Annotated in this window: 11 protein-coding genes and 1 other RNA gene; 11 read left to right on the forward strand and 1 reads right to left on the reverse strand. The window is 62.3% G+C overall.

The features are described 5' to 3' along the window. The first annotated feature begins 90 nt into the window (after window positions 1-90). The 7 genes from aceF (at window position 91) to DKK66_RS08585 (ending at window position 13158) form a co-directional block, all read left to right on the forward strand. Window positions 91-1752 (forward strand): dihydrolipoyllysine-residue acetyltransferase, encoded by a 1662-nt coding sequence (gene aceF / locus DKK66_RS08555; protein WP_131357143.1) that lies wholly within the window; start codon window positions 91-93, stop codon window positions 1750-1752. Between the two features lie 107 nt (window positions 1753-1859). Then, window positions 1860-3659: a dihydrolipoyl dehydrogenase gene (gene lpdA / locus DKK66_RS08560; protein ID WP_045845811.1), complete on the forward strand. Its 1800-nt coding sequence runs from the start codon at window positions 1860-1862 to the stop codon at window positions 3657-3659. Window positions 3660-3859: 200 nt separating this feature from the next. After that, a complete protein-coding gene (locus DKK66_RS08565; RefSeq protein WP_242673590.1) occupies window positions 3860-5608 on the forward strand; it encodes an autotransporter assembly complex family protein in 1749 nt (582 codons plus the stop codon). Further along, the gene (locus tag DKK66_RS08570) at window positions 5608-9429 is read left to right on the forward strand and encodes a translocation/assembly module TamB domain-containing protein (protein WP_131357146.1); all 3822 of its coding nucleotides are present in this window, start codon (window positions 5608-5610) and stop codon (window positions 9427-9429) included. Before DKK66_RS08565 ends, DKK66_RS08570 begins: the two co-directional genes overlap by 1 nt. A gap of 150 nt (window positions 9430-9579) precedes the next feature. Further along, window positions 9580-10782, forward strand: a complete 1203-nt coding sequence (locus tag DKK66_RS08575) for a M20 aminoacylase family protein (RefSeq protein WP_131357148.1) — start codon at window positions 9580-9582, stop codon at window positions 10780-10782. Between the two features lie 31 nt (window positions 10783-10813). Next, a complete protein-coding gene (locus DKK66_RS08580) occupies window positions 10814-11758 on the forward strand; it encodes a nucleoside hydrolase (RefSeq protein WP_131357151.1) in 945 nt (314 codons plus the stop codon). Continuing rightward, the gene (locus tag DKK66_RS08585) at window positions 11755-13158 is read left to right on the forward strand and encodes an MFS transporter (RefSeq protein WP_207389864.1); all 1404 of its coding nucleotides are present in this window, start codon (window positions 11755-11757) and stop codon (window positions 13156-13158) included. The genes DKK66_RS08580 and DKK66_RS08585 overlap by 4 nt, the downstream gene beginning before the upstream one ends. Here DKK66_RS08585 and DKK66_RS08590 read toward each other — a convergent pair. Beyond that, window positions 13137-16304, reverse strand: a complete 3168-nt coding sequence (locus tag DKK66_RS08590; RefSeq protein ID WP_131357154.1) for an EAL domain-containing protein — start codon at window positions 16302-16304, stop codon at window positions 13137-13139. The genes DKK66_RS08585 and DKK66_RS08590 overlap by 22 nt on opposite strands. A gap of 108 nt (window positions 16305-16412) precedes the next feature. Between DKK66_RS08590 and rnpB the strand changes: the two genes are divergently transcribed. The 4 genes from rnpB (at window position 16413) to purH (ending at window position 19986) form a co-directional block, all read left to right on the forward strand. Beyond that, window positions 16413-16775: RNase P RNA component class A (gene rnpB, locus DKK66_RS08595), an RNA gene on the forward strand. A 143-nt stretch (window positions 16776-16918) separates the two neighbouring features. Next, window positions 16919-17941 carry a tRNA dihydrouridine synthase DusB gene (gene dusB / locus DKK66_RS08600; protein ID WP_131357157.1) on the forward strand — a complete coding sequence of 341 codons (1023 nt, stop codon included), beginning with the start codon at window positions 16919-16921 and terminating at the stop codon, window positions 17939-17941. Window positions 17942-18027: 86 nt separating this feature from the next. Next, window positions 18028-18264: a helix-turn-helix domain-containing protein gene (locus DKK66_RS08605; RefSeq protein WP_045845804.1), complete on the forward strand. Its 237-nt coding sequence runs from the start codon at window positions 18028-18030 to the stop codon at window positions 18262-18264. A gap of 144 nt (window positions 18265-18408) precedes the next feature. Continuing rightward, window positions 18409-19986 carry a bifunctional phosphoribosylaminoimidazolecarboxamide formyltransferase/IMP cyclohydrolase gene (gene purH, locus DKK66_RS08610; protein ID WP_062790014.1) on the forward strand — a complete coding sequence of 526 codons (1578 nt, stop codon included), beginning with the start codon at window positions 18409-18411 and terminating at the stop codon, window positions 19984-19986. Window positions 19987-20008: the final 22 nt, after the last annotated feature.

Below are 20008 nucleotides of genomic sequence, written 5' to 3' on the forward strand. Positions count from 1 at the left end.
CGAGCCCGCCCCGCCGGGGCTGGCTTGCAACGTAGCCGAATATCGGTGGCGGTACCGTACAGGTGCCGCCGCTCTACGGATGGAAAGCTCATGAGCAATCTGATCGAACTGAAAGTGCCCGACATCGGTGGGCACAGCAATGTAGACATCATCGAAGTATTCATCACCGCCGGTCAGACCGTGGCAGTGGACGATTCGCTGATCACCCTGGAAACCGACAAGGCCACCATGGAAGTGCCGGCCGAAGCGGCCGGTGTCATCAAGGAAGTGAAAGTCGCCGTTGGCGGCAAGATTTCCGAAGGCGACGTCATCGCCATCCTGGAAGTCGGCGCCAGCGCAGCCGCGCCTGCTCCGGCGGCCGCGGCACCTGCTGCTGTTGCACCGGCCGCCGTTGCCGCCGCTCCGGCAGCTGCACCGGTTGCCGCACCGGCTGCCGCACCGGCTGCCAGCGGTCGCATCGACATCGTGGTGCCGGACATCGGCGGCCACAACGGTGTGGACGTGATCGAAGTATCGGTCAAGGTGGGCGACGTGATCAGCGTGGACGATTCCCTGATCACGCTGGAAACCGACAAGGCCACCATGGAAGTGCCAGCCACTGCCGCTGGCAAGGTCGTTGAAGTCAAGGTTGCCGTTGGCAGCAAGGTCAGCCAGGGCGACCTGATTGTGGTCGTGGAAGGCGCTGTTGCCGCTGCTGCACCGGTAGCCGCTCCTGCTGCCGCACCGGCCCCGGCTGTTGCTGCGCCTGCCCCGGCTCCTGTCGCCGCTGCACCTGCCGCCGCTGCCCCGGCTGCTGCCAGCGCCAGCCTGCCCGCCATCAACGAAGCCAGCTTCTCCAAGGCCCATGCAGGTCCGTCGGTACGCCGTCTGGCCCGCGAACTGGGTGTGGACCTGGGCCGCGTCAAGGGTACGGGCCGCAAGGGCCGCATCATCGACGCCGACGTGAAGGCCTTCGTCAAGAGCGTGATGCAGAACCCGGTGGCTGCCGCTCCGGCCGCTGCTGGTGGTTCCGGCGTGGGTCTGGACCTGCTGCCGTGGCCGAAGGTGGACTTCGCCAAGTTCGGCCCGATCGAAACCAAGCCGCTGTCGCGCATCCAGAAGATTTCCGGTGCCAACCTCAGCCGCAACTGGGTGATGATCCCGCACGTCACGTTCAACGACGAGTGCGACATCACCGAGCTGGAAGACTTCCGCAAGACCATCGGCAAGGAATGGGAAAAATCCGGCCTGAAGATTTCGCCGCTGGCCTTCATCATCAAGGCTGCTGCCGAAGCCCTGAAGGCATTCCCCACCTTTAACAGCTCGCTGGACGGTGACAACCTGGTGCTCAAGCAGTACTACCACATCGGCTTTGCAGCTGACACGCCGAATGGCCTGGTGGTACCGGTCATCAAGAACGTCGACCAGAAGGGCATCAAGCAGATCGCCAAGGAACTGACCGAGCTGTCGCTGCAAGCCCGCGAAGGCAAGCTCAAGCCGACCGACATGCAAGGCGCCACCTTCACCATCTCCAGCCTGGGTGGCATTGGTGGCAGCAGCTTCACCCCGATCGTGAATGCGCCGGAAGTGGCCATCCTGGGTGTGTGCAAGAGCCAGATCAAGCCGGTATGGAACGGCAAGGAATTCGCACCGCGCCTGATGTGCCCGCTGTCGCTGTCCTTCGATCACCGCGTGATCGACGGCGCTGCTGCCGCGCGCTTCACCGTGCATCTGGGCAAGCTGCTGTCCGACGTGCGTCGCCTGATCCTGTGATGGTAGGGCGGAACCCCGCAGGGGCATTCCGCCTTCTCCTTGCCGCATGAAATACGGCGGAATGCTCCCGGCAAAGCCGTCAGCTTCCGCCCAACGGATGGAAAACCATGAGCAATCTGATTGAACTGAAAGTCCCGGATATCGGCGGTCACAGCAATGTGGACGTGATCGAAGTCTTTGTGAAGCCGGGCGATGTGGTGAGCAAGGACGACAGCCTCATCACCCTGGAAACCGACAAGGCCACCATGGAAGTGCCGGCGGAAACCGCCGGTGTGGTGAAGGAAGTCAAAGTGGCCGTGGGCAGCAAGGTAAGCGAAGGTGATGTGATCGTCATCGTCGAAGCCGCTGCCGCAGCCAGCGCCGCCCCGGCAGAAGCCAAGCCGCTGGAAACCACCGGTGTGGCCTCGGCGCACACCGATGCCGGTTTCGCGCCGCAAGCTGCCCCGGTGGCCGCCAGCCACGCAGGTGGTGCCGATATCGAATGCGACGTGATGGTACTGGGCGGTGGCCCTGGCGGTTATTCCGCCGCCTTCCGCGCGGCCGACCTGGGCCAGAAAGTGGTCATCGTCGAGCGTTACTCCACCCTGGGTGGCGTGTGCCTGAACGTGGGCTGCATCCCGTCCAAGGCCCTGCTGCACAATGCCGCCGTGATTGACGAAGTAAGCCATCTGGCTGCCAACGGCATCAAGTTCGGCAAGCCGGAAGTGGATATCGACCTGTTGCGCGGCTACAAGGAAAAGGTCATCGGCAAGCTGACCGGTGGCCTGGCCGGCATGGCCAAGGCGCGCAAGGTGCAGATCGTACGTGGCAATGGCCGCTTCATCGACCCGCATCACATCGAAGTATCGGTCACCACCGGCAACGGTCGTGAAGAGAGTGGCGAGAAGACCATCGTCAAGTTCAAGAACGCCATCATCGCCGCCGGTTCGCGCGTGGTGAAACTGCCGTTCATTCCGGATGATCCGCGTGTGGTGGATTCCACCGGCGCGCTGGAACTGAAAGCCGTGCCGGAAAAGATGCTGATCATCGGTGGCGGCATCATCGGTCTGGAAATGGGTACCGTTTACTCCACGCTGGGCGCACGCCTGGACGTGGTGGAAATGCTGGACGGCCTGATGCAGGGTGCCGACCGTGACCTGGTCAAGGTATGGCAGAAGTGGAATGCCCACCGCTTCGACAACATCATGCTGAACACCAAGACCGTGGCTGTCGAGCCGAAGGAAGACGGCGTGTACGTTACCTTCGAGGGCGAGCAGGCACCGAAAGAACCGCAACGTTACGACCTGGTGCTGTACGCCACCGGCCGCGCGCCCAACGGCAAGCTGCTGGGTGCGGAAAACGCTGGCGTGGCCGTGACCGACCGTGGCTTCATCCCGGTGGACAAGCAGCAGCGCACCAATGTGCCGCACATCTACGCCATTGGCGACATCGTCGGTCAGCCGATGCTGGCGCACAAGGGCGTGCATGAAGGCCACGTTGCCGCAGAAAACTGCGCCGACCACAAGGCCTTCTTCGATGCCCGCGTGATTCCGGGTGTGGCCTATACCGATCCGGAAGTGGCCTGGGTGGGCATGACCGAAGACGAAGCCAAGAAACAGGGCATCAAGGTGGAGAAATCCGTCTTCCCGTGGGCTGCGTCCGGTCGCGCCATTGCCAATGGTCGTGATGAAGGCTTCACCAAGCTGATTTTCGATCCGGCTACCCATCAGGTGATTGGTGGCGGCATTGTCGGCCCGCACGCCGGCGACATGATCGGTGAAATCTGCCTGGCCATCGAAATGGGCTGCGATGCCGAAGACATCGCCAAGACCATTCACCCGCACCCCACCATGGGCGAATCCATCGGCATGGCTGCCGAAGTATTCGAGGGTAGCTGCACGGACCTGCCGCCGCAGCGCAAGAAGTAAGCTGCCAGTCCGGCCGCAAGGCCGGGCAGGCTGCCTGCAGTCCCGGCCCGCCGCTGGCGGGTCGTGTCTTATCTCTCTCAGTCTTGTGGCGGATCATTCCGCCCTTTTTTTTGGCAGTACCCTCCACCCGCTCTGCCAACAGCCCTCGCCAGACTGAACCAGTTTCGCTACCATCAGTCGGATTCCAGATGAATGCCGACATGCTGCCACGAACCTATCCCCTTGCCTTGTCATCCGCCCTTGCCCTGACGCTGTGTGCCGCACCAGCCTGGGCCAAGGTGGATTACACCGTCAGCGTGGATGCTCCGTCGAGCCTTGGCAGCCTGTTGAATGATCATCTGGAACTGGTTTCCGCCCGCAACGACCCGGACCTGGACGATTTCCAGCTGCAGGCCATCATCAAGGAAACCCCGGGTGCGGCCCAGGCACTGCTGGAGACCGAAGGCTATTTCAGTGCCGTTGTCCGGGTGGAGGAGCAGGGCGAGCATCACTATGTCATCAAGGTGGAACCTGGCGAACCGGTCATCATCGATGATGTCACCCTGCAACTGAATGGCGACATCCGCCAGCAAGCCGATTACCGCCAGCGTCTGGCCGCGGTGCTGGAAGCCTGGTCGCTGCCCATTGCGGCACCCTACCGGCAGGACGACTGGAGCAGCAGCAAACGCGCCATCCTGCGCCTGCTTACCGTTGATCGCTTCCCGCTGGCAAAAATCGCCAGGAGTCAGGCCGATATCGACCCGCAGACGCATCGCGCCCAGCTGCTGGTGGAGCTGGACAGCGGCCCGCTGATCCGTTTTGGCCCCACCCATATCAGCGGTAACAAGCGCTACCCGCTGAATGTGGCCACCGGCCTTGCCGACTTCCGCCAGGGCGACCCTTACCAGCAAAAGAAATTGCTGGATTACCAGTCGGCGCTGGAGCAGGCCCCGCAATATTCCGGCGTGGTGGTCAGTGCTGATATGGGCCGCATCAGCGATAAGGAAGTGCCGGTCGAGGTGAGTCTGACCGAATTCCCCAAGCAAAAGCTGGAATTGGGCCTCACTTATGATTCGGAAGACGGGCCGGGTGTCCGTATCGGTTACGACTACTACAATCTGTTTGGCAAAGGCTGGACCGGCTCGGCCTTGCTGGACTGGAAAAACAGCGACCGCAATCTCAGCCTCGGCCTGGGTTTCCCGCGTCAGGCGGACAATTACTCGCACTCCATTACATCCACATTCAAGGAAACCGATATCCAGGGGGTGAAAACCACCTCGATCGATGCCGGTGCCTGGCGCATTCGCAGCCACGAAAAAATCAACGCCCGCTTCGGCGTGGAGTTCATCCAGGAAAAGGAAACCATCGGCAACACGCCCAGCAACAATACCCGGGCCTTGCTTGGTGTGTTCGGCTGGACGCGGCGCGATGTGGACGACACCTTGCGTCCCCGCTCCGGCACCCTGCTGGATGCTTCCTTGTCCAGTACGCTGGGCGGCTTGCTGTCCACCACCAGCTTTGTGCGTGGCTATGCCCGCGGTGTCAGTTACTGGAGCCCCTGGCCCAAGTACGGCACCTTGCTGACCCGGCTGGAAGTGGGGCAGGTGTGGGCCAAGGACAGCGATGAAGTGCCGTCCTCCCAGCTGTTCCGTGCCGGTGGTTCCAATAGCGTGCGCGGTTATGATTACCAGAGCCTGGGTCTGCCAGGGCCGGATGGCGCGGTGGTCGGGGGGCGTGTCGTGGCGACAGCCACGCTGGAATACCAGATTCCGGTGGCAAAGGACTGGGCGCTGGCGCTGTTCCATGATGCCGGTAATGCCGCGCAAAGCTGGCAAAGCTTCAAACTGGAACACGCCAATGGTGTCGGTTTGCGCTGGATGAGCCCGGTGGCACCACTCTCTCTGGATATTGCCAAGGCAGAAAAGGACGGTAAGTTGCGCTGGAACATGAGCCTGGGGTTGGCATTCTGATGCAGGACACTCCATTGCCAGACCAGGCAGCAGGGCCGCAGGCCAGCCCGCCACCTCAGCCAAAACCGCCACGCCGCCGCTGGGGCCGTCTGCTCTGCCTGCTGGTGCTGCTTGCGCTGTGTACTGCACTGGGCTGGCTGGGTGGCAGCGCACAGGGCCTGAGCTGGCTTTGCCAGCAACTGCCGGCACTGAGCCAGCAGCAATTGAGCATTGCCCGTAGCGAAGGCAGCCTGTGGTCCGGTTTTACCCTGCACGATATCCGCTGGCGCGCACGCTACCAGGATGTCGACATCGACCGCCTGCAACTGCAATGGCAAGCGTCGGACTTGTGGCAGCGCCGCCTGCAAGTACAGCTGCTTGATATCGGCCATGTCCGGGTGAACAGCCGTCCGGCTCCGGCAACGCCACCTGCCGGTGCGCCCACCTCCCTGTCCTTGCCACTGGATATCCGGGTGGAACGCCTGCAACTGGCCAGCCTCACCCTGCTGCCGGCCGATGTCCGGCTGTATGGCTTGCAGGCCGGTTATGCCTACCAGAACCAGCAGCACCAACTACAGCTGGCGCAATTGCAAACACCTTGGGGCAGCACCAGCGCCCGTCTGTCCATCGCCGACAGCACGCCATTTGCCACTCAGGGCCAACTCAGTGCCCAGGGCGAGCTGGAGCAGATTCCGGTGCAGGCCCGGCTGCAATTGAGCGGCCAGCTGCTGGCCTTGCAAGTGGATGGCACCGGCAGTGGCAAAGGCATGCTGGTAGAAGCGCATGGTGTGCTGCGGCCGTTTGCCCTCAATCCCTACAACCGCTTTGGCCGACTGGATGTGCGGGTAGGCGGCATCAATCCCCAGTCGCTGTTCCCGGCCTGGCCCAAGGCGCGGCTGGGTTTTGCCGTACATGCCGAGCCGGATGGCGGCTCGCGCATCAAGGGCGGCCTGTCGCTGCTGAACAGCCAGCCCGGCCCGGTTTCTGCCAACCAGGTACCCATGTCGCTGCTGGTGGGCGAGTTCCGTGCTGATGACAAGGTGCTGTACCTGGACAAGCTGATGGCCCAGCTGGGTGAGGGGCAGCTGAACCTGACCGGCAAGGTGGAGCCTGGCTCGCTCGACATGGTGGCGCTGCTGCACAATATCAGTCTCAAAACCCTGTATGCGACCGCGCCGGATGACATCATCAAGGGCACCGCCCGTGTTGCCGGCCCACTGGCCGGGCCGGACATCCGGGCCAGCCTGTATGGCAAGAGCCTGCAGCTGGAAACCGCGCTGGGTTTCGAACAGGACGCCACAGGCAGAACCCTGTTGCTGCGCCAACTGGCGCTGACGGCAGGTGCCGGCAAACTGCAGGCATCCGGCAAGCTGGGTCTGGAGGGCAAGCAGCTTTACCAACTGGAAGGACAGTTGCAAAAGGCTGACCCGTCCCGCTTGCAAGCTGGCTTGCCGGTGGGCGAGCTCAATGCCGCCATCAAGGCCAGTGGCCAGCTGGCCCAGCCGCTCTCTGGCAAGATCGCCTTGAAGTTTTCTCCCAGCCGCCTGTCCGGCGCGCCCTTGTCCGGCCAGCTCAGTGCTGACTGGCAAGGCCAGCGCCTGCATCAGTTGCTGGCCGACCTCACCCTGGCCAGCAACCGGCTGCAAGCCAGTGGCGCTTATGGCGTGGCCGGGGACAAACTCAAGCTACTGATTGACGCTCCCAATCTCTCCCTGCTGGGCCGTGGTTTTTCCGGCACCATCAAGGGGCAGGCGGAATTGAGCGGAACACCCAGGGCACCGCTGCTCAGTACCAGCCTGCGCGCCGAGCGCTTGCACCTGCCTGGGGATATGTCAGTACAAAGCCTCAGTCTGGATGGCGACATCAAGGCCGATGCGGGCAGCCCCTTCCGCCTGCAACTGGCGGCGGACAAGCTGCAGGCGGGCAGCTTCAGTGCCGAACAACTGCGCGCGCAGGGCAATGGCACCCGTACCCGCCACCAGTTGCAACTGGATGGCCGACTGCGACTGGCCGGACAAGCCTATCAGCTGCAACTGGCGGCCAGTGGCGGCTTGCCGGCCAACAGCGGGCAATGGCAGGGCATGCTGGAGCGGCTGGAGCTTGCCGGCAAACCGGGCCTCAGCCTGCAATCGCCGCTGGCGGTCGAGGCCGGGGCCGCGCGGGTGCGGCTGGGTGCGGCACGCTTCCGCTTGCTGGGTGGCAGCCTCTCGCTGGCCGGACTGGAGCGCAGTAACGGCATTCTCACCACCCGCGGCCATGCCGAAGGCCTGCATCTGACCGAGCTGGCACCGCTCTTGTCCCTGCCGGTGGAACAGAACCTGGTGCTGGACAGTGCCTGGGCCCTGAATCTCAATGGCAAACAGCCGCAAGGCGAGCTGTGGCTCAAACGGGTGTCCGGTGATATCCGCCTGCCTGCCGAAGCCGGGCGGCCCGCGCCACTGGGCTTGAAGGCTGCGCAGCTCAACGCGCGGCTGGATGGCGGCAGCCTGCGCTTTGACACCAATATCGACAGCCAGTATGCCCAGCTGTCCGGCAAGGGCAGCCTGCCGTGGAATGGCGGCAATATTGATATGCGCACGCCGCTGGCAGCCAATGTCAGCGTGTCACTGCCATCGCTGGCCGCACTGGCACAGCTGTCTTCACCCGCGCTGGAACTGGGTGGCCAGTTGTCTGCCAACCTGGCCCTGACCGGCCCTCTGGGCCAGTTGCAGGGGCAGGGCAATATCCAGGGCAGCAAGCTGATGCTGGCAGACCACCGTACCGGTATTCATCTGGGCGATGGTGTGTTGCAGGCCCATCTGAATGGCCGCAGCCTGGTGCTGGACAAATTGCGCTTTGCCAGTGGTCAGGGCGATGTGGTGGCCAGCGGCAGCCTGGACTTGCGCGATGCCGGGCCGGATGCCGTGGTACGCGTGGCACTCAACAAATTCAGCGTGTTCGACAAACCCAGCCGCAAACTGGTGGTGTCCGGCAACGCCGAACTGAGCATGGTGGAGCACAAGATCGCCCTGACCGGCCGTATCCGGGCGGATCAGGGCCGGATCGACCTGCCCAAGGGCGGTGCGCCGACACTCAGCGACGATGTGATCGTCAAGGGCCGCAAGCCAGCCGAACCCTCGGCATTTGCCAGCCTGCCGCTGACCGTGGCGCTGGATCTGGATCTGGGAGACCGCTTCCGCTTTGTCGGCCAGGGGCTGGATGTCGAACTGACCGGGGTGGTCAAGGTCACCGCCAGTCCCGGCTTGCCGCCTGGTGCGCGCGGTCAGGTCCGGGTGGTGAAGGGGCGCTACAAGGCCTATGGCCAGGATCTGGATATCGAACAAGGCATCATCAGCTTTGTCGGCCCGCTGGATAATCCGGTGCTCAATGTGGTGGCCAAGCGCCATTTGTCCCCGGTGGGCGCAGGGGTGGAGGTGTCCGGCAGCGTCGCCGCGCCGCGCATCCGGCTGGTGGCGGATGAATCCATGTCGGAAAAGGACAAGCTGGCTTGGCTGGTGCTGGGGCATGCCGCCAGTGGTGATCGGGATGATTCCGCGCTGGCAGCATCGGCTGGCCTGATGCTGGCCGGGTCCATCAACGACCATGTCGGCCTGTTCGATGAACTGGGCATGGCCAGCCGCAAGGAACGGACCCTGGCCAATGGTACGGTCAGCCCGGCCGAGCAGGTGGTCACCGTTGGACGTCAGCTCACCCGTGAGCTGTATCTGGGTTACGAATATGGCGTGACCAGTGCCGACCAGGCAGTCAAACTGGCATATCAGCTCAGCAAGGGCTGGTCCATGGTGTTGCGTGCCGGTACCAATGCCTCGGTGGAGTCGCGCTACACCCTGCGATTTGACTGATACGTAACGGGTATTTTCCGTCTGCACCCCGCCCGGCCAGGGCTGTCCTGGCCGGCTTGATTCAAACTGCCCTTTCTTCCGGTATCGCAATACCCCGCTTTTCTTTCAGTCTCTGCACTTCCTTCCCTGCACTCGCGGAGACTTCCCACCATGTACAGCCCCATCCTGCCGGGTATCCAGCACATTGCCGATGAAATGATCAGCTTGCGGCGGCAGCTGCATGCCCACCCCGAATTGGGTTTCGAAGAGTTCAATACCAGCCGGCTGGTCAGCGAAAAGCTGCAGGCCTGGGGATATGAGGTGCATCACGGTATCGGTGGCACCGGTGTGGTGGCTACCTTGCGGTGCGGCAAGGGCCCGAGTATCGGTTTGCGCGCCGACATGGATGCCCTGCCCATCCAGGAAACCGGTACGCAGCCCTGGGCCAGCCGGATAGACGGCAAGATGCATGCCTGTGGTCATGACGGCCATACCGCCATCCTGCTGGCGGCCGCCTGCGAACTGGCCCGCAGCCGTCGTTTTTCCGGTACCTTGCACCTGTTTTTCCAGCCGGCCGAAGAAGGACATGGCGGCTCGGGTGCCAAGCGCATGCTGGATGAAGGCCTGTTCCAGCGCTTTCCCTGCGATGCCATTTTTGCCCTGCACAACATGCCGGGCATCCCGTTGGGCAAGCTGGGTTTTCGGGCCGGGGCCTTCATGGCCTCCACCGACACCATCACCATCCGCGTACATGGTACTGGAGGACATGGTGCATGGCCGCAGCGTGCCATCGACCCCGTGGTGGTGGCCGCCTCTCTGGTGATGGCACTGCAAACCATCGTGTCGCGCAATGTGTCACCGCTGGATACTGCGGTGGTGACAGTCGGTGCCTTGCTGGCTGGCGACGCGGCCAATGTCATTCCGGCTAGTGCTGAGTTGCGTCTGACTGTACGTGCCTTGAAGGCCGAAGTCCGCGAACTGCTGCATCTGCGCATTCGTCAGCTGGCCGAGCAGCAAGCAGCTGCTTATGGTGCCCACGCAGACATCACCTTCGAGCATGGCTATCCGGTACTGATCAACGACGACATCATCACCCACCAGGCCAGTCTGCTGGCACGCGAGTGCCTGGGGGCAGTCAATGTGCTGGAAGACCTGCCGCCGCTCACCGGCAGCGAGGATTTCGCCTACTGGCTGGAACAGGTGCCAGGCTGCTACTTCATTGTCGGTAATGGCGATGGTGAAGGCAGCTGCATGGTGCATAACCCCGGTTATGACTTCAATGATGAGGCCCTGCCGCTGGCCGCCAGCTTCTGGGTTCACCTGGTGGAGTACTGGCTGGCCAAGGACGACGTCGCGGCCCATACCTCCCGTTGAATTCCATTGCCCGCGCAAGCAAGGACCTCCCATGCCCCAAAAAATCATTCTCGATTGTGATCCGGGTCACGACGACGCCATTGCCATGCTGCTGGCGCATGGCAGCCCGGCCATTGAGCTGTTGGCCGTCACCACGGTGGCCGGTAACCAGACGCTGGAAAAGGTGACGCGCAATGCACTGGCGGTGGCCGAAATCGCCGGTATCCATGTTCCCATCGCAGCCGGATGTGACCGTCCGCTGGTACGGCCACGCGAAATCGCACCATCCATTCATGGCGACAGCGGCATGGACGGTCCGGTGCTGCCGCCACCCACTCGCCAGGCAGATTCCCGGCATGCGGTGGACCTGATCATTGAACTGATCATGGCGCACCCGCCGGGCGAAATTACCCTGGTACCAACCGGTGCGCTGACCAATATCGCACTGGCCGTGCGCAAGGAGCCACGCATTGCCGGGCGGGTACGGGAAGTGGTGCTGATGGGCGGCGGCTATCACACTGGCAACTGGAGCGCGGTGGCTGAATTCAATATCAAGATCGACCCGGAAGCCGCGCACATCGTATTCAACACACCCTGGCCGCTTACCATGGTGGGGCTGGACCTCACCCACCAGGCCTTGGCTACGTCTGAAGTCCAGGCACGTATTGCCGCCCTGGCAACCCGTCCGGCCCGCTTCGTGCAGGAGCTGTTGTTGTTCTTTGGCGAGACTTACCGCCGTGAACAGGGTTTTGCCTGGCCCCCGGTACACGACCCCTGCGCGGTGGCTTATGTGATCGACCCGCAGGTGATGACGGTACGCAAGGTGCCGCTGGATGTGGAGCTGCAGGGCGCGCTGACGCTGGGCATGACGGTGGCGGATTTCCGCGCCCCGCCTCCGCCCGACTGCCACACCCAGGTTGCGGTAAAGCTGGACCACACGGCGTTCTGGCGCATGGTGGAAACGGCCTTGCGGCAGATCGGGGAGGGTGGCCAATGAATGCCGGCAAATCTCAAGTGCCGGTTGTCAGCCTGATGACCGCACTGCTGGCGGCCTGTGTGGCCTTCCAGCTCAATGCCAGCATGCTCAGCCCGGTATTGGTCACCATGGCCAAGGAGCTGAGGGCCAGTGAGGCCGCAGTGGGCTTGTCGCAAACAGCATTCTTTACCGCTGCCGCGCTGTTTTCCCTGTTCCTGCCGCGGCTGGGCGACATGCTGGGGCGACGGCGTGTGTTGCTGGGCATGCTGCTGGTGATGCTGGCCGGCAGTGTGCTGGCTGCGTTGGCACCCTCCATCACCGTGTTGCAGCTGGCGCGGCTGGTGCAGGGCGTGTCCGGTCCGGTGGTGCCGGTGTGTCTGTTGATGCTGTACCACGAGGTGAATGAACCAAGGCGCTACGGGCTGCTGATGGGCGTGATAACGGCCGTAAACGGTGGTATTGCTGGCATCGATGCCATTGCCGGCGGCTGGCTGGCCACCCAGTACGGCTTTCGCGCGGTGTTCTGGTGCATCGCCGTGGTGGCGGCGCTGGCCTGCCTGCTGGTGGCCTGGCTGGCTCCGGAATCGCGGCCATCGCCACGGTCGCGCATGGACTGGCCGGGGGTGGCTGCCCTGGTCTGGACGCTCGGTTGCTGGTTGTGGGCATTGCAGCTGGTGGCTGCCGATAGCGGCTGGCCTGCTGTGCTTGGCATGGCGCTGGCCGGGGTGCTGGGTTTGCTGCTGTTTCTGTATCAGGAAAAGCGCAGCCCGCAGCCATTACTGGCCCTGAGCTTGCTGTGCCAGCGCCGGGTGTGGGCCTTGCTGCTCACCACGGTGCTCACCATGACCGGAGTATTTGCCATCATCAATGGCCTGGTCATGTCTCACGCTCAAGAGACGACTGGCCATGGCCTGACGGCAGAACAGGCAGCCTGGCTGTTGTTGACCCCCTATGCGCTGATTGGCTGGCTGGTAGGGCCCTGGGCCGGTCAGCTGGCGCCGCGTCTGGGTTATGGCCGGGTACTGCGCCTGGGGCTGGCAGGCAGCATGCTGGCCATCGTGTTGATGCTGCTTTACGGCTTGTCCAGCCTGTGGTGGATGGTGGCTGCCACCGTGCTGGCGGGAGTGGCTTATGCCGGCACTGCCAACATCATTCTCAACGGGCTGGGTGTGGTGCTGTCACCGGCCGATGCACCCGGCTTGCTGCCGGGCCTGAATGCAGGAGCTTTCAATCTGGGAGCCGGGTTGAGCTTTGCCTTGCTGCCGGCCATGGCCTATCAGACCAGCCCGGCTGGCGGCATGCTGCTGGGGCTGGTGGTTCTTATGCTGGCATGGCTGGTGTCCTTGCTGATTCCACGTCCCGGCGCGGCAGAACTGGCTGCGGTCGAGCCAGCAGCTCATCACACGGTCGCGTCGAACTGACTTTCCAGCTTGCTGGCTGTTTGTGGCCGTCCCAGCAGATAGCCTTGTACACCACCGCAGCCCAGCTTGCGCAAATACTGGTGCTGGGCGTCGGTTTCCACGCCTTCGGCCAGCGTGTTCATGCCCAGCGCCCGTGCCAGGTGAATGATGGCCGATACGATTGCGGCGTCTTCGCTGTCGCCGGGTAATTCGCAGACAAAGGAACGGTCAATCTTGATGGTGTCCGGTGCAAACCGTTTCAGGTAGGCCAGGCTGGAATAACCGGTACCGAAATCATCCACCGACAGTCGCACGCCCATGGCCTTGAGGATGGACAGCTGGCGGGCGGCCAGGTCGGCATCTTCCATTAGCGTGCTTTCGGTCACCTCGATTTCCAGGTAATGGCCGGGCAGCCCGCTGGCCTGCAAGGCTGCACGGACGTCGTCAATAAAGTCGGTACGGGCCAGTTGTCGTGCCGACACATTCACCGCCATCTTGGGCAGGGGCAGGCCTTGTGCCTGCCACCTGGCCATTTGCTGGCAGGCCTCACGCAATACCCAGCGTCCCAGCTGGACGATCAGGCCACTGTCTTCGGCAATCGGAATGAAACGGGAGGGCATGATCAGGCCATCGGTCGGATGCTGCCAGCGCACCAGTGCTTCGCAGCCGATCAGGGCATGGCTGTTGATGTCGTATTGCGGCTGGAACAGCAGGAACAGCTCATTTTGCTCCAGTGCATGGCGCAGACGGTTCTCCAGCTGCAAGCGCTCGGCCACCTGGCTGTTCATTTCCCGCGTGTAGAAGCGGAAGGTATTCCGGCCCTGGGATTTGGCATGGTACATGGCCAGGTCGGCATTCATCAGCAGGGTCTGGATATCCTGCCCGTCGTCGGGCAGCAGGCTGATGCCGATGCTGCAGCCGACCACCAGCGAGGCACCGCCCACATCAAACGGGGTTTGCATCGCACGCAGGATGCGTTCTGCCACTTGTGCCGCTTCGTCTGGCTGGCTGATGGCCGGCAAAATCAGCACAAACTCGTCGCCGCCGGTGCGGCCCACCGTATCCAGCTCGCGCACCGCAGCACACAGGCGGCTGGCCACCTGCTTGAGCAACTCGTCACCCTTGTTGTGGCCCAGGGTGTCATTGATGTTCTTGAAGTGGTCCAGGTCGACAAACAGCACCGCCAGCTTGCCGGCCAGGCGCTCGGCCTGTCGAATGGCTTGTTGCAGGCGGTCGTGGATGAGAATGCGGTTGGGCAGGTCGGTCAGGGCGTCGAATTCCGCCAGATGCTGGATGCGTGCCTCATGCGCCTTGCGTTCGGAAATATCGCTGAACAGGGCGACATGGTGGGTGATGTTGCCCTGTTCGTCGGTCAGCACGCTGATATTCAGCCATTCCGGGTAGGTTTCCCCGTTTTTGCGCCGGTTCCAGATTTCTCCGGACCATTGCCCGCGCTGGCTCAGGTTATGCCACATCTGCTGGTAAAAATCGGCATTGTGCTGGCCGGATGCCAGCAGGGCAGGGGTACGGCCCAGCACGTCCTGTTCGCTATAGCCGGTAATCTGGGTAAACGCATGGTTGACGGCCAGAATGCGGTTGTCGGCGCTGGTGATCAGGATGGCTTCATTGCTGGATTCGAACACCCGCGCCGCCAGGCGTTGCTGACGTGCCGCATGGTGGCGCTGGCTGATATCGCGTGCGGTGGCGCACAGATAATGCTCATCCTGATAGGCAAGGCCGGTCAGCGTCACTTCCAGGTGCTGGTGTCCATCGGCATTTTCCAGCCGGGTTTCAAAACTGTGCGGCAGGGCGTGATCGCCGGCCGTGGACAGGATGGACATCAGTTGCCGGTGATGGGCCTCGTCTTGCTCCAGATAATCCCGCGCCGCCCGGTTGGCATACACCAGTGTCCCGTGGCTGTCTTGCAGCAGCACCATGTCGGTGGCGTGGTCGATCATGAAGTGGCTGAGCTTCAGCTCGCGGCTATTGGCTTGCAGCTCGGCATGGCTGCGGCGCAAATCATCCTGGTAACGCGCCAGCAGTGCGTTGATCCAGCGGTTGAAAAACCAGTACAGCAGGCTGGCACAGCCCATGGCCAGCAACGTCATCAGCACGGTGGCCTTGATCCGCTGCAGCAACTGGGCTTCCAGCAAGGTGCTGGCCTGCTGGTTCTCCACCTGGATCGACTGCACATGCATGGCATTGATCAGCGTCCAGTTCCAGCCCGGCAGGCGGTGCACATAAGCCAGATGACTGACCGCCTGCTGCTTGTCCGGTTGCGGCACGCTGTAGCTGAGGTAGCCGCCCTTGCTGCCCAGCTGCATGGCTTCGCGTGCCCGGCTGCGCAAAGGCTCGGGCAGCGACTGGTAGTGCTTGCCCTGCAAGTCCGGCTGCGCCAGATACAGTCGCAGCACGCCGCGCTCGTCAATCACCATCAGGTCGTCCTTGTCCCCGTTTGGCTGGCTGCTCGCCAGCAGGGTCAAGGCCTGTTGCTGCAGTTCGGCTTCCACATTGGCCAGGTATTCGCCACTGCCGATCAACCAGTCATAAGGGGCAAAGTGCCGTGCGTAGGCAATCTTGTCGGCCATCTGCCGGGTGCCGGGCAGATACCAGCGATAACTGGAGAAACCGGCCGCTTGCGGGCCACGCACCGAGGCAATCAGGGTTTGCATGATGTAATGCCCCTGATCGTCGCGGTTATCCAGCAAGGAGCTGCCTTCGCGGTCCGGCACCGTGGGCAGCAGCACGCAGCGGCCATCCATGGTGTCGATGAAAAAATAGCCCCGGCCGTCAAAAAAACGCAGCGGGCGCAGCGCCGTCACGATCAGCGCCTTTACCTCGGCCGTCGGCAGGCGCTGGTGTTCATGTTCCCAGATGCGCTCGGCCAGCAGGTAGGCCTGGTCCACCTGGTCGCGCAATTGCTGGCGCATGTCCTCACGGGCACGGCTGCGCATGGCCAGCAGGATGTGGCTGGTCTGCTCTGCCGACGATTGCAGGTAGGCACGTGCATGCTGGTAGGCATCGCGTTCCACCTGTTGTTGGCGCGCATGGTAATCCGTCCGGCTGGCAAGCAGGAAATAGGTGGCCAGGGTCATGGCCAGCAAGAAGATGATCAGCAGGGTGCCTAATAACTGCAAACGCCACAGTCTGGCCTGGTTGCGCAGCATTGATAAACGGATTCCACAAAAATGGCCGGCCAGTATAAATGAATGTCATGGGGGTGCCGGAAAGAAAGTGCCACAACTTTGATCTGCTTCAGGTAAAATCGCCGGTTGGAAGTCAGACAGACAGTCGCCGCGCTGCTGCGCAAGCAGGGGCGGGGAGGAAAGTCCGGGCTCCGCAGAGCATGATGCCGGCTAACGGCCGGGCGCCGTGAGGCGACGGAAAGTGGAACAGAGAGCTGAACCGCCGATGGCTGACTTGTCAGCACAGGTAAGGGTGAAAAGGTGCGGTAAGAGCGCACCGCGGACGTGGCAACACGGACGGCAGGCTAAACCCCATCAGGAGCAAGACCAAATAGGGGGGCGTTAACGTGGCTCGCGTTGTCCCCGGGTAGGTTGCTTGAGACTGTCGGTAACGGCAGTACTAGAGGAATGACTGTCCAACGACAGAACCCGGCTTATCGGCTGACTTCCAATCCCCACCCCTTCTCGCAGTACCCGTCAGTACCATTTCTTCTCGCTATCGATCTTGCTCAAAAAATAAGCAAAAAGGTTTTTACTGCTTAAAAAAAAAGCATTACAATGGCCGCCCTTTTGCTTGTTTGACCGCAGAACACCTGATGCGCATTGGTCCCTACACCCTGAAAAACCGGCTGATCGTCGCTCCCATGGCGGGTGTGACCGACCGTCCGTTTCGCATGCTGTGCAAGAAAATGGGCGCAGCCATGGCGGTGTCGGAAATGATCACGTCCAACAAGTCATTGTGGGCGACGGCCAAGACCTTGCGCCGGGCCGACCACACTGGCGAAGTGGAGCCGATTTCGGTGCAGATTGCCGGTTCGGACCCGGCCCAGATGGCGGAAGCCGCACGCATCAACGTGGAGCAGGGCGCGCAGATCATCGACATCAACATGGGTTGTCCGGCCAAGAAGGTATGCAATGTGGCAGCCGGTTCGGCCCTATTGCGTGACGAAGCACTGGTGGGCCGCATTCTGGACGCGGTGGTCAAGGCAGTGGATGTGCCGGTGACGTTGAAAACCCGTACCGGTTGGAGTCCCGAGCATCGCAATGCCTTGCGCATTGCACGGCTGGCCGAGGACTGCGGCATCGCGGCGCTGGCGCTGCATGGCCGCACCCGTGAAGACATGTATCGCGGTGCTGCCGAATACGACACCATCCGCGCGGTCAAGGCCAGCATCGGTATTCCGCTGATTGCCAACGGCGACATCGACACGCCGCAAAAGGCGCAGCAGGTATTGCAGTACACCGGTGCCGATGCGGTGATGATAGGCCGGGCGGCGCAGGGGCGGCCGTGGATTTTCCGCGAAATGCAGCATTACCTGGAAACGGGTGAATGCCTGCCGCCACCCACGGTGACGGAAATCCGCCAGCTGTTGCTGGAGCATCTGGATGATTTGTACGGGTTTTACGGCGAGTATTCGGGTTGTCGCATCGCCCGCAAGCACATTGCCTGGTACACCAGGGGGCTGAGGGGCTCCAATGAGTTTCGCCAGACCATGTACCAGCTGGAAGAAACCGGCAGCCAGCGCCAGGCGGTGGCAGGCTATTTCGATCAGCTGGCAAGCTTGTCGGAACACCTGGAATACCTGGACGAGCTGGCCGAAGAGACGGTGTCGGCTTGACCGGCAGCCAGCAGCAGGAGGCCCGGGGGCGGGCTACAGTGCAGTACACAGCGTTCACACCATATGTTGAAGACAGAACAATAAACATGCAAAACAACGAACATATTTCCCAGTCGGTGCGGCTGGCGATGGAACAATACTTCCGTGATCTGGACGGCGAAATACCTGCCTCGATCTACGATATGGTGCTGGCCTGTGTGGAAAAACCCCTGATCGAGGTGGTGCTCACCCACACGCAGGGCAACCAGACCCGGGCGGCAGAGCTGCTTGGGCTCAATCGCAACACCCTGCGTAAAAAAATGAAGTCGTATGATTTGATATGAAGATAAACCGGCCATGCCCCACACAGGATGGCCGGTTTTTTTGTGCCTGCCGGCAAGGCAGGGCAAGCCGCATACGGCCTGGTGCGGGCATCAGGCCACAGTGAAAACAGCTTTTTCATTCATTAGCCAAGGTGGTAGAGAAACATGACCAAAATCGAACGCGCGCTGATCAGCGTATCCGACAAGACCGGTGTTCTGGAATTTGCACAGGAACTGGCCGCACTGGGCGTGCATATCCTGTCGACCGGCGGTACCGCCAAATTGCTGGCTGACAACGGCGTGCCGGTGACCGAAGTGTCCGATTACACCGGCTTCCCGGAAATGCTGGATGGCCGCGTGAAGACCCTGCATCCCAAGGTGCACGGTGGCATTCTGGGCCGTCGCGACCTGCCGGAACACGTAGCCAAGATGGCCGAATACGATATCGGCAACATCGACCTGGTGTGTGTGAACCTCTACCCGTTTGAAGCCACCATCGCCAACCCGGACTGTGTGCTGGAAGACGCCATCGAAAACATCGACATCGGCGGCCCCACCATGGTGCGCTCTGCTGCCAAGAACTGGGCCCACGTCGCCATCGTCACCGACGCTGCCGACTACGCTGCGCTGACTGCCGAACTGAAGGCCAATGACGGCAAGCTGGCCAAGACCACCCGCTTCGAACTGGCCAAGAAGGCCTTCACCCACACCGCCGCTTACGACGGTGCCATCTCCAACTACCTGACCAGCCTGGCCGATGGCGTGGTGAGCGGCAAGCCGGAACGCGTGGCTTTCCCGAACCGCCTGAATGCCCAGTTCGTCAAGGTGCAGGACATGCGCTACGGCGAAAACCCGCATCAGTCCGCCGCCTTCTACCGCGACCTGGACCCGGCAGCCGGCACCATCGCCGCCTACCGTCAGCTGCAGGGCAAGGAACTGTCCTACAACAACATCGCTGACGCCGACGCCGCCTGGGAAGCGGTCAAGACCTTCGACCAGACCGCCTGCGTCATCGTCAAGCATGCCAACCCCTGCGGCGTGGCCGTGGCCGGTGACACCCTGAGCGCCTACAAGCTGGCCTTTGCCACCGACACCACCAGCGCCTTTGGCGGCATCATCGCCTTCAACCGCCCGGTGGATGCCGAAACCGTGGAAGCCGTGACCGGCCAGTTCCTGGAAGTGCTGATTGCCCCGTCCTTCACCGAAGAAGCCAAGGCCATCATCGCCGCCAAGAAAAACGTGCGCGTACTGGAAATCCCGCTGGAAACCGGTGCCAACCGCTTCGAACTGAAGCGCGTGGGCGGCGGCGTGCTGGTACAGACCCCGGACATCCGCAATGTGGCACTGGACGAACTGCGCGTGGTGACCAAGCGTCAACCCACCCCGCAGGAAATGTCCGACCTGCTGTTCGCCTGGCGCGTGGCCAAGTTCGTCAAATCCAATGCCATCGTTTTCTGCAGCAACGGTCAGACCGCTGGTATCGGTGCCGGCCAGATGAGCCGTGTGGACTCCACCCGCATCGCCGCCCGCAAGGCGCAGGATGCCGGCCTGAGCCTGCAAGGTGCCGTGGCTTCCAGTGATGCCTTCTTCCCCTTCCGCGACGGTATCGACGTGATTGCCGAGCAGGGCATCAAGGCCATCATCCAGCCGGGTGGCTCCATGCGTGACGAAGAAGTGTTTGCCGCCGCCGACGAGCACGGCATCGCCATGGTACTGACCGGCGTGCGTCACTTCCGTCACTAAGCGCGGACTGCCTCCCCGTGCA

The organism is Aquitalea sp. USM4, assembly GCF_004328945.1.
Classification (GTDB): Bacteria; Pseudomonadota; Gammaproteobacteria; order Burkholderiales; family Chromobacteriaceae; genus Aquitalea; species Aquitalea pelogenes.

Excerpts from the sequence above, each read along its gene's own strand:
- DKK66_RS08565 (WP_242673590.1), top strand. The coding sequence starts at position 3,860 with ATGCTGCCACGAACCTATCCCCTTGCCTTGTCATCCGCCCTTGCCCTG.
- purH (WP_062790014.1), top strand. The coding sequence starts at position 18,409 with ATGACCAAAATCGAACGCGCGCTGATCAGCGTATCCGACAAGACCGGT.
- dusB (WP_131357157.1), top strand. The coding sequence starts at position 16,919 with ATGCGCATTGGTCCCTACACCCTGAAAAACCGGCTGATCGTCGCTCCC.
- DKK66_RS08575 (WP_131357148.1), top strand. The coding sequence starts at position 9,580 with ATGTACAGCCCCATCCTGCCGGGTATCCAGCACATTGCCGATGAAATG.
- aceF (WP_131357143.1), top strand. The coding sequence starts at position 91 with ATGAGCAATCTGATCGAACTGAAAGTGCCCGACATCGGTGGGCACAGC.
- DKK66_RS08580 (WP_131357151.1), top strand. The coding sequence starts at position 10,814 with ATGCCCCAAAAAATCATTCTCGATTGTGATCCGGGTCACGACGACGCC.
- lpdA (WP_045845811.1), top strand. The coding sequence starts at position 1,860 with ATGAGCAATCTGATTGAACTGAAAGTCCCGGATATCGGCGGTCACAGC.
- DKK66_RS08590 (WP_131357154.1), bottom strand. The coding sequence starts at position 16,304 with ATGCTGCGCAACCAGGCCAGACTGTGGCGTTTGCAGTTATTAGGCACC.
- DKK66_RS08570 (WP_131357146.1), top strand. The coding sequence starts at position 5,608 with ATGCAGGACACTCCATTGCCAGACCAGGCAGCAGGGCCGCAGGCCAGC.
- DKK66_RS08605 (WP_045845804.1), top strand. The coding sequence starts at position 18,028 with ATGCAAAACAACGAACATATTTCCCAGTCGGTGCGGCTGGCGATGGAA.
- DKK66_RS08585 (WP_207389864.1), top strand. The coding sequence starts at position 11,755 with ATGAATGCCGGCAAATCTCAAGTGCCGGTTGTCAGCCTGATGACCGCA.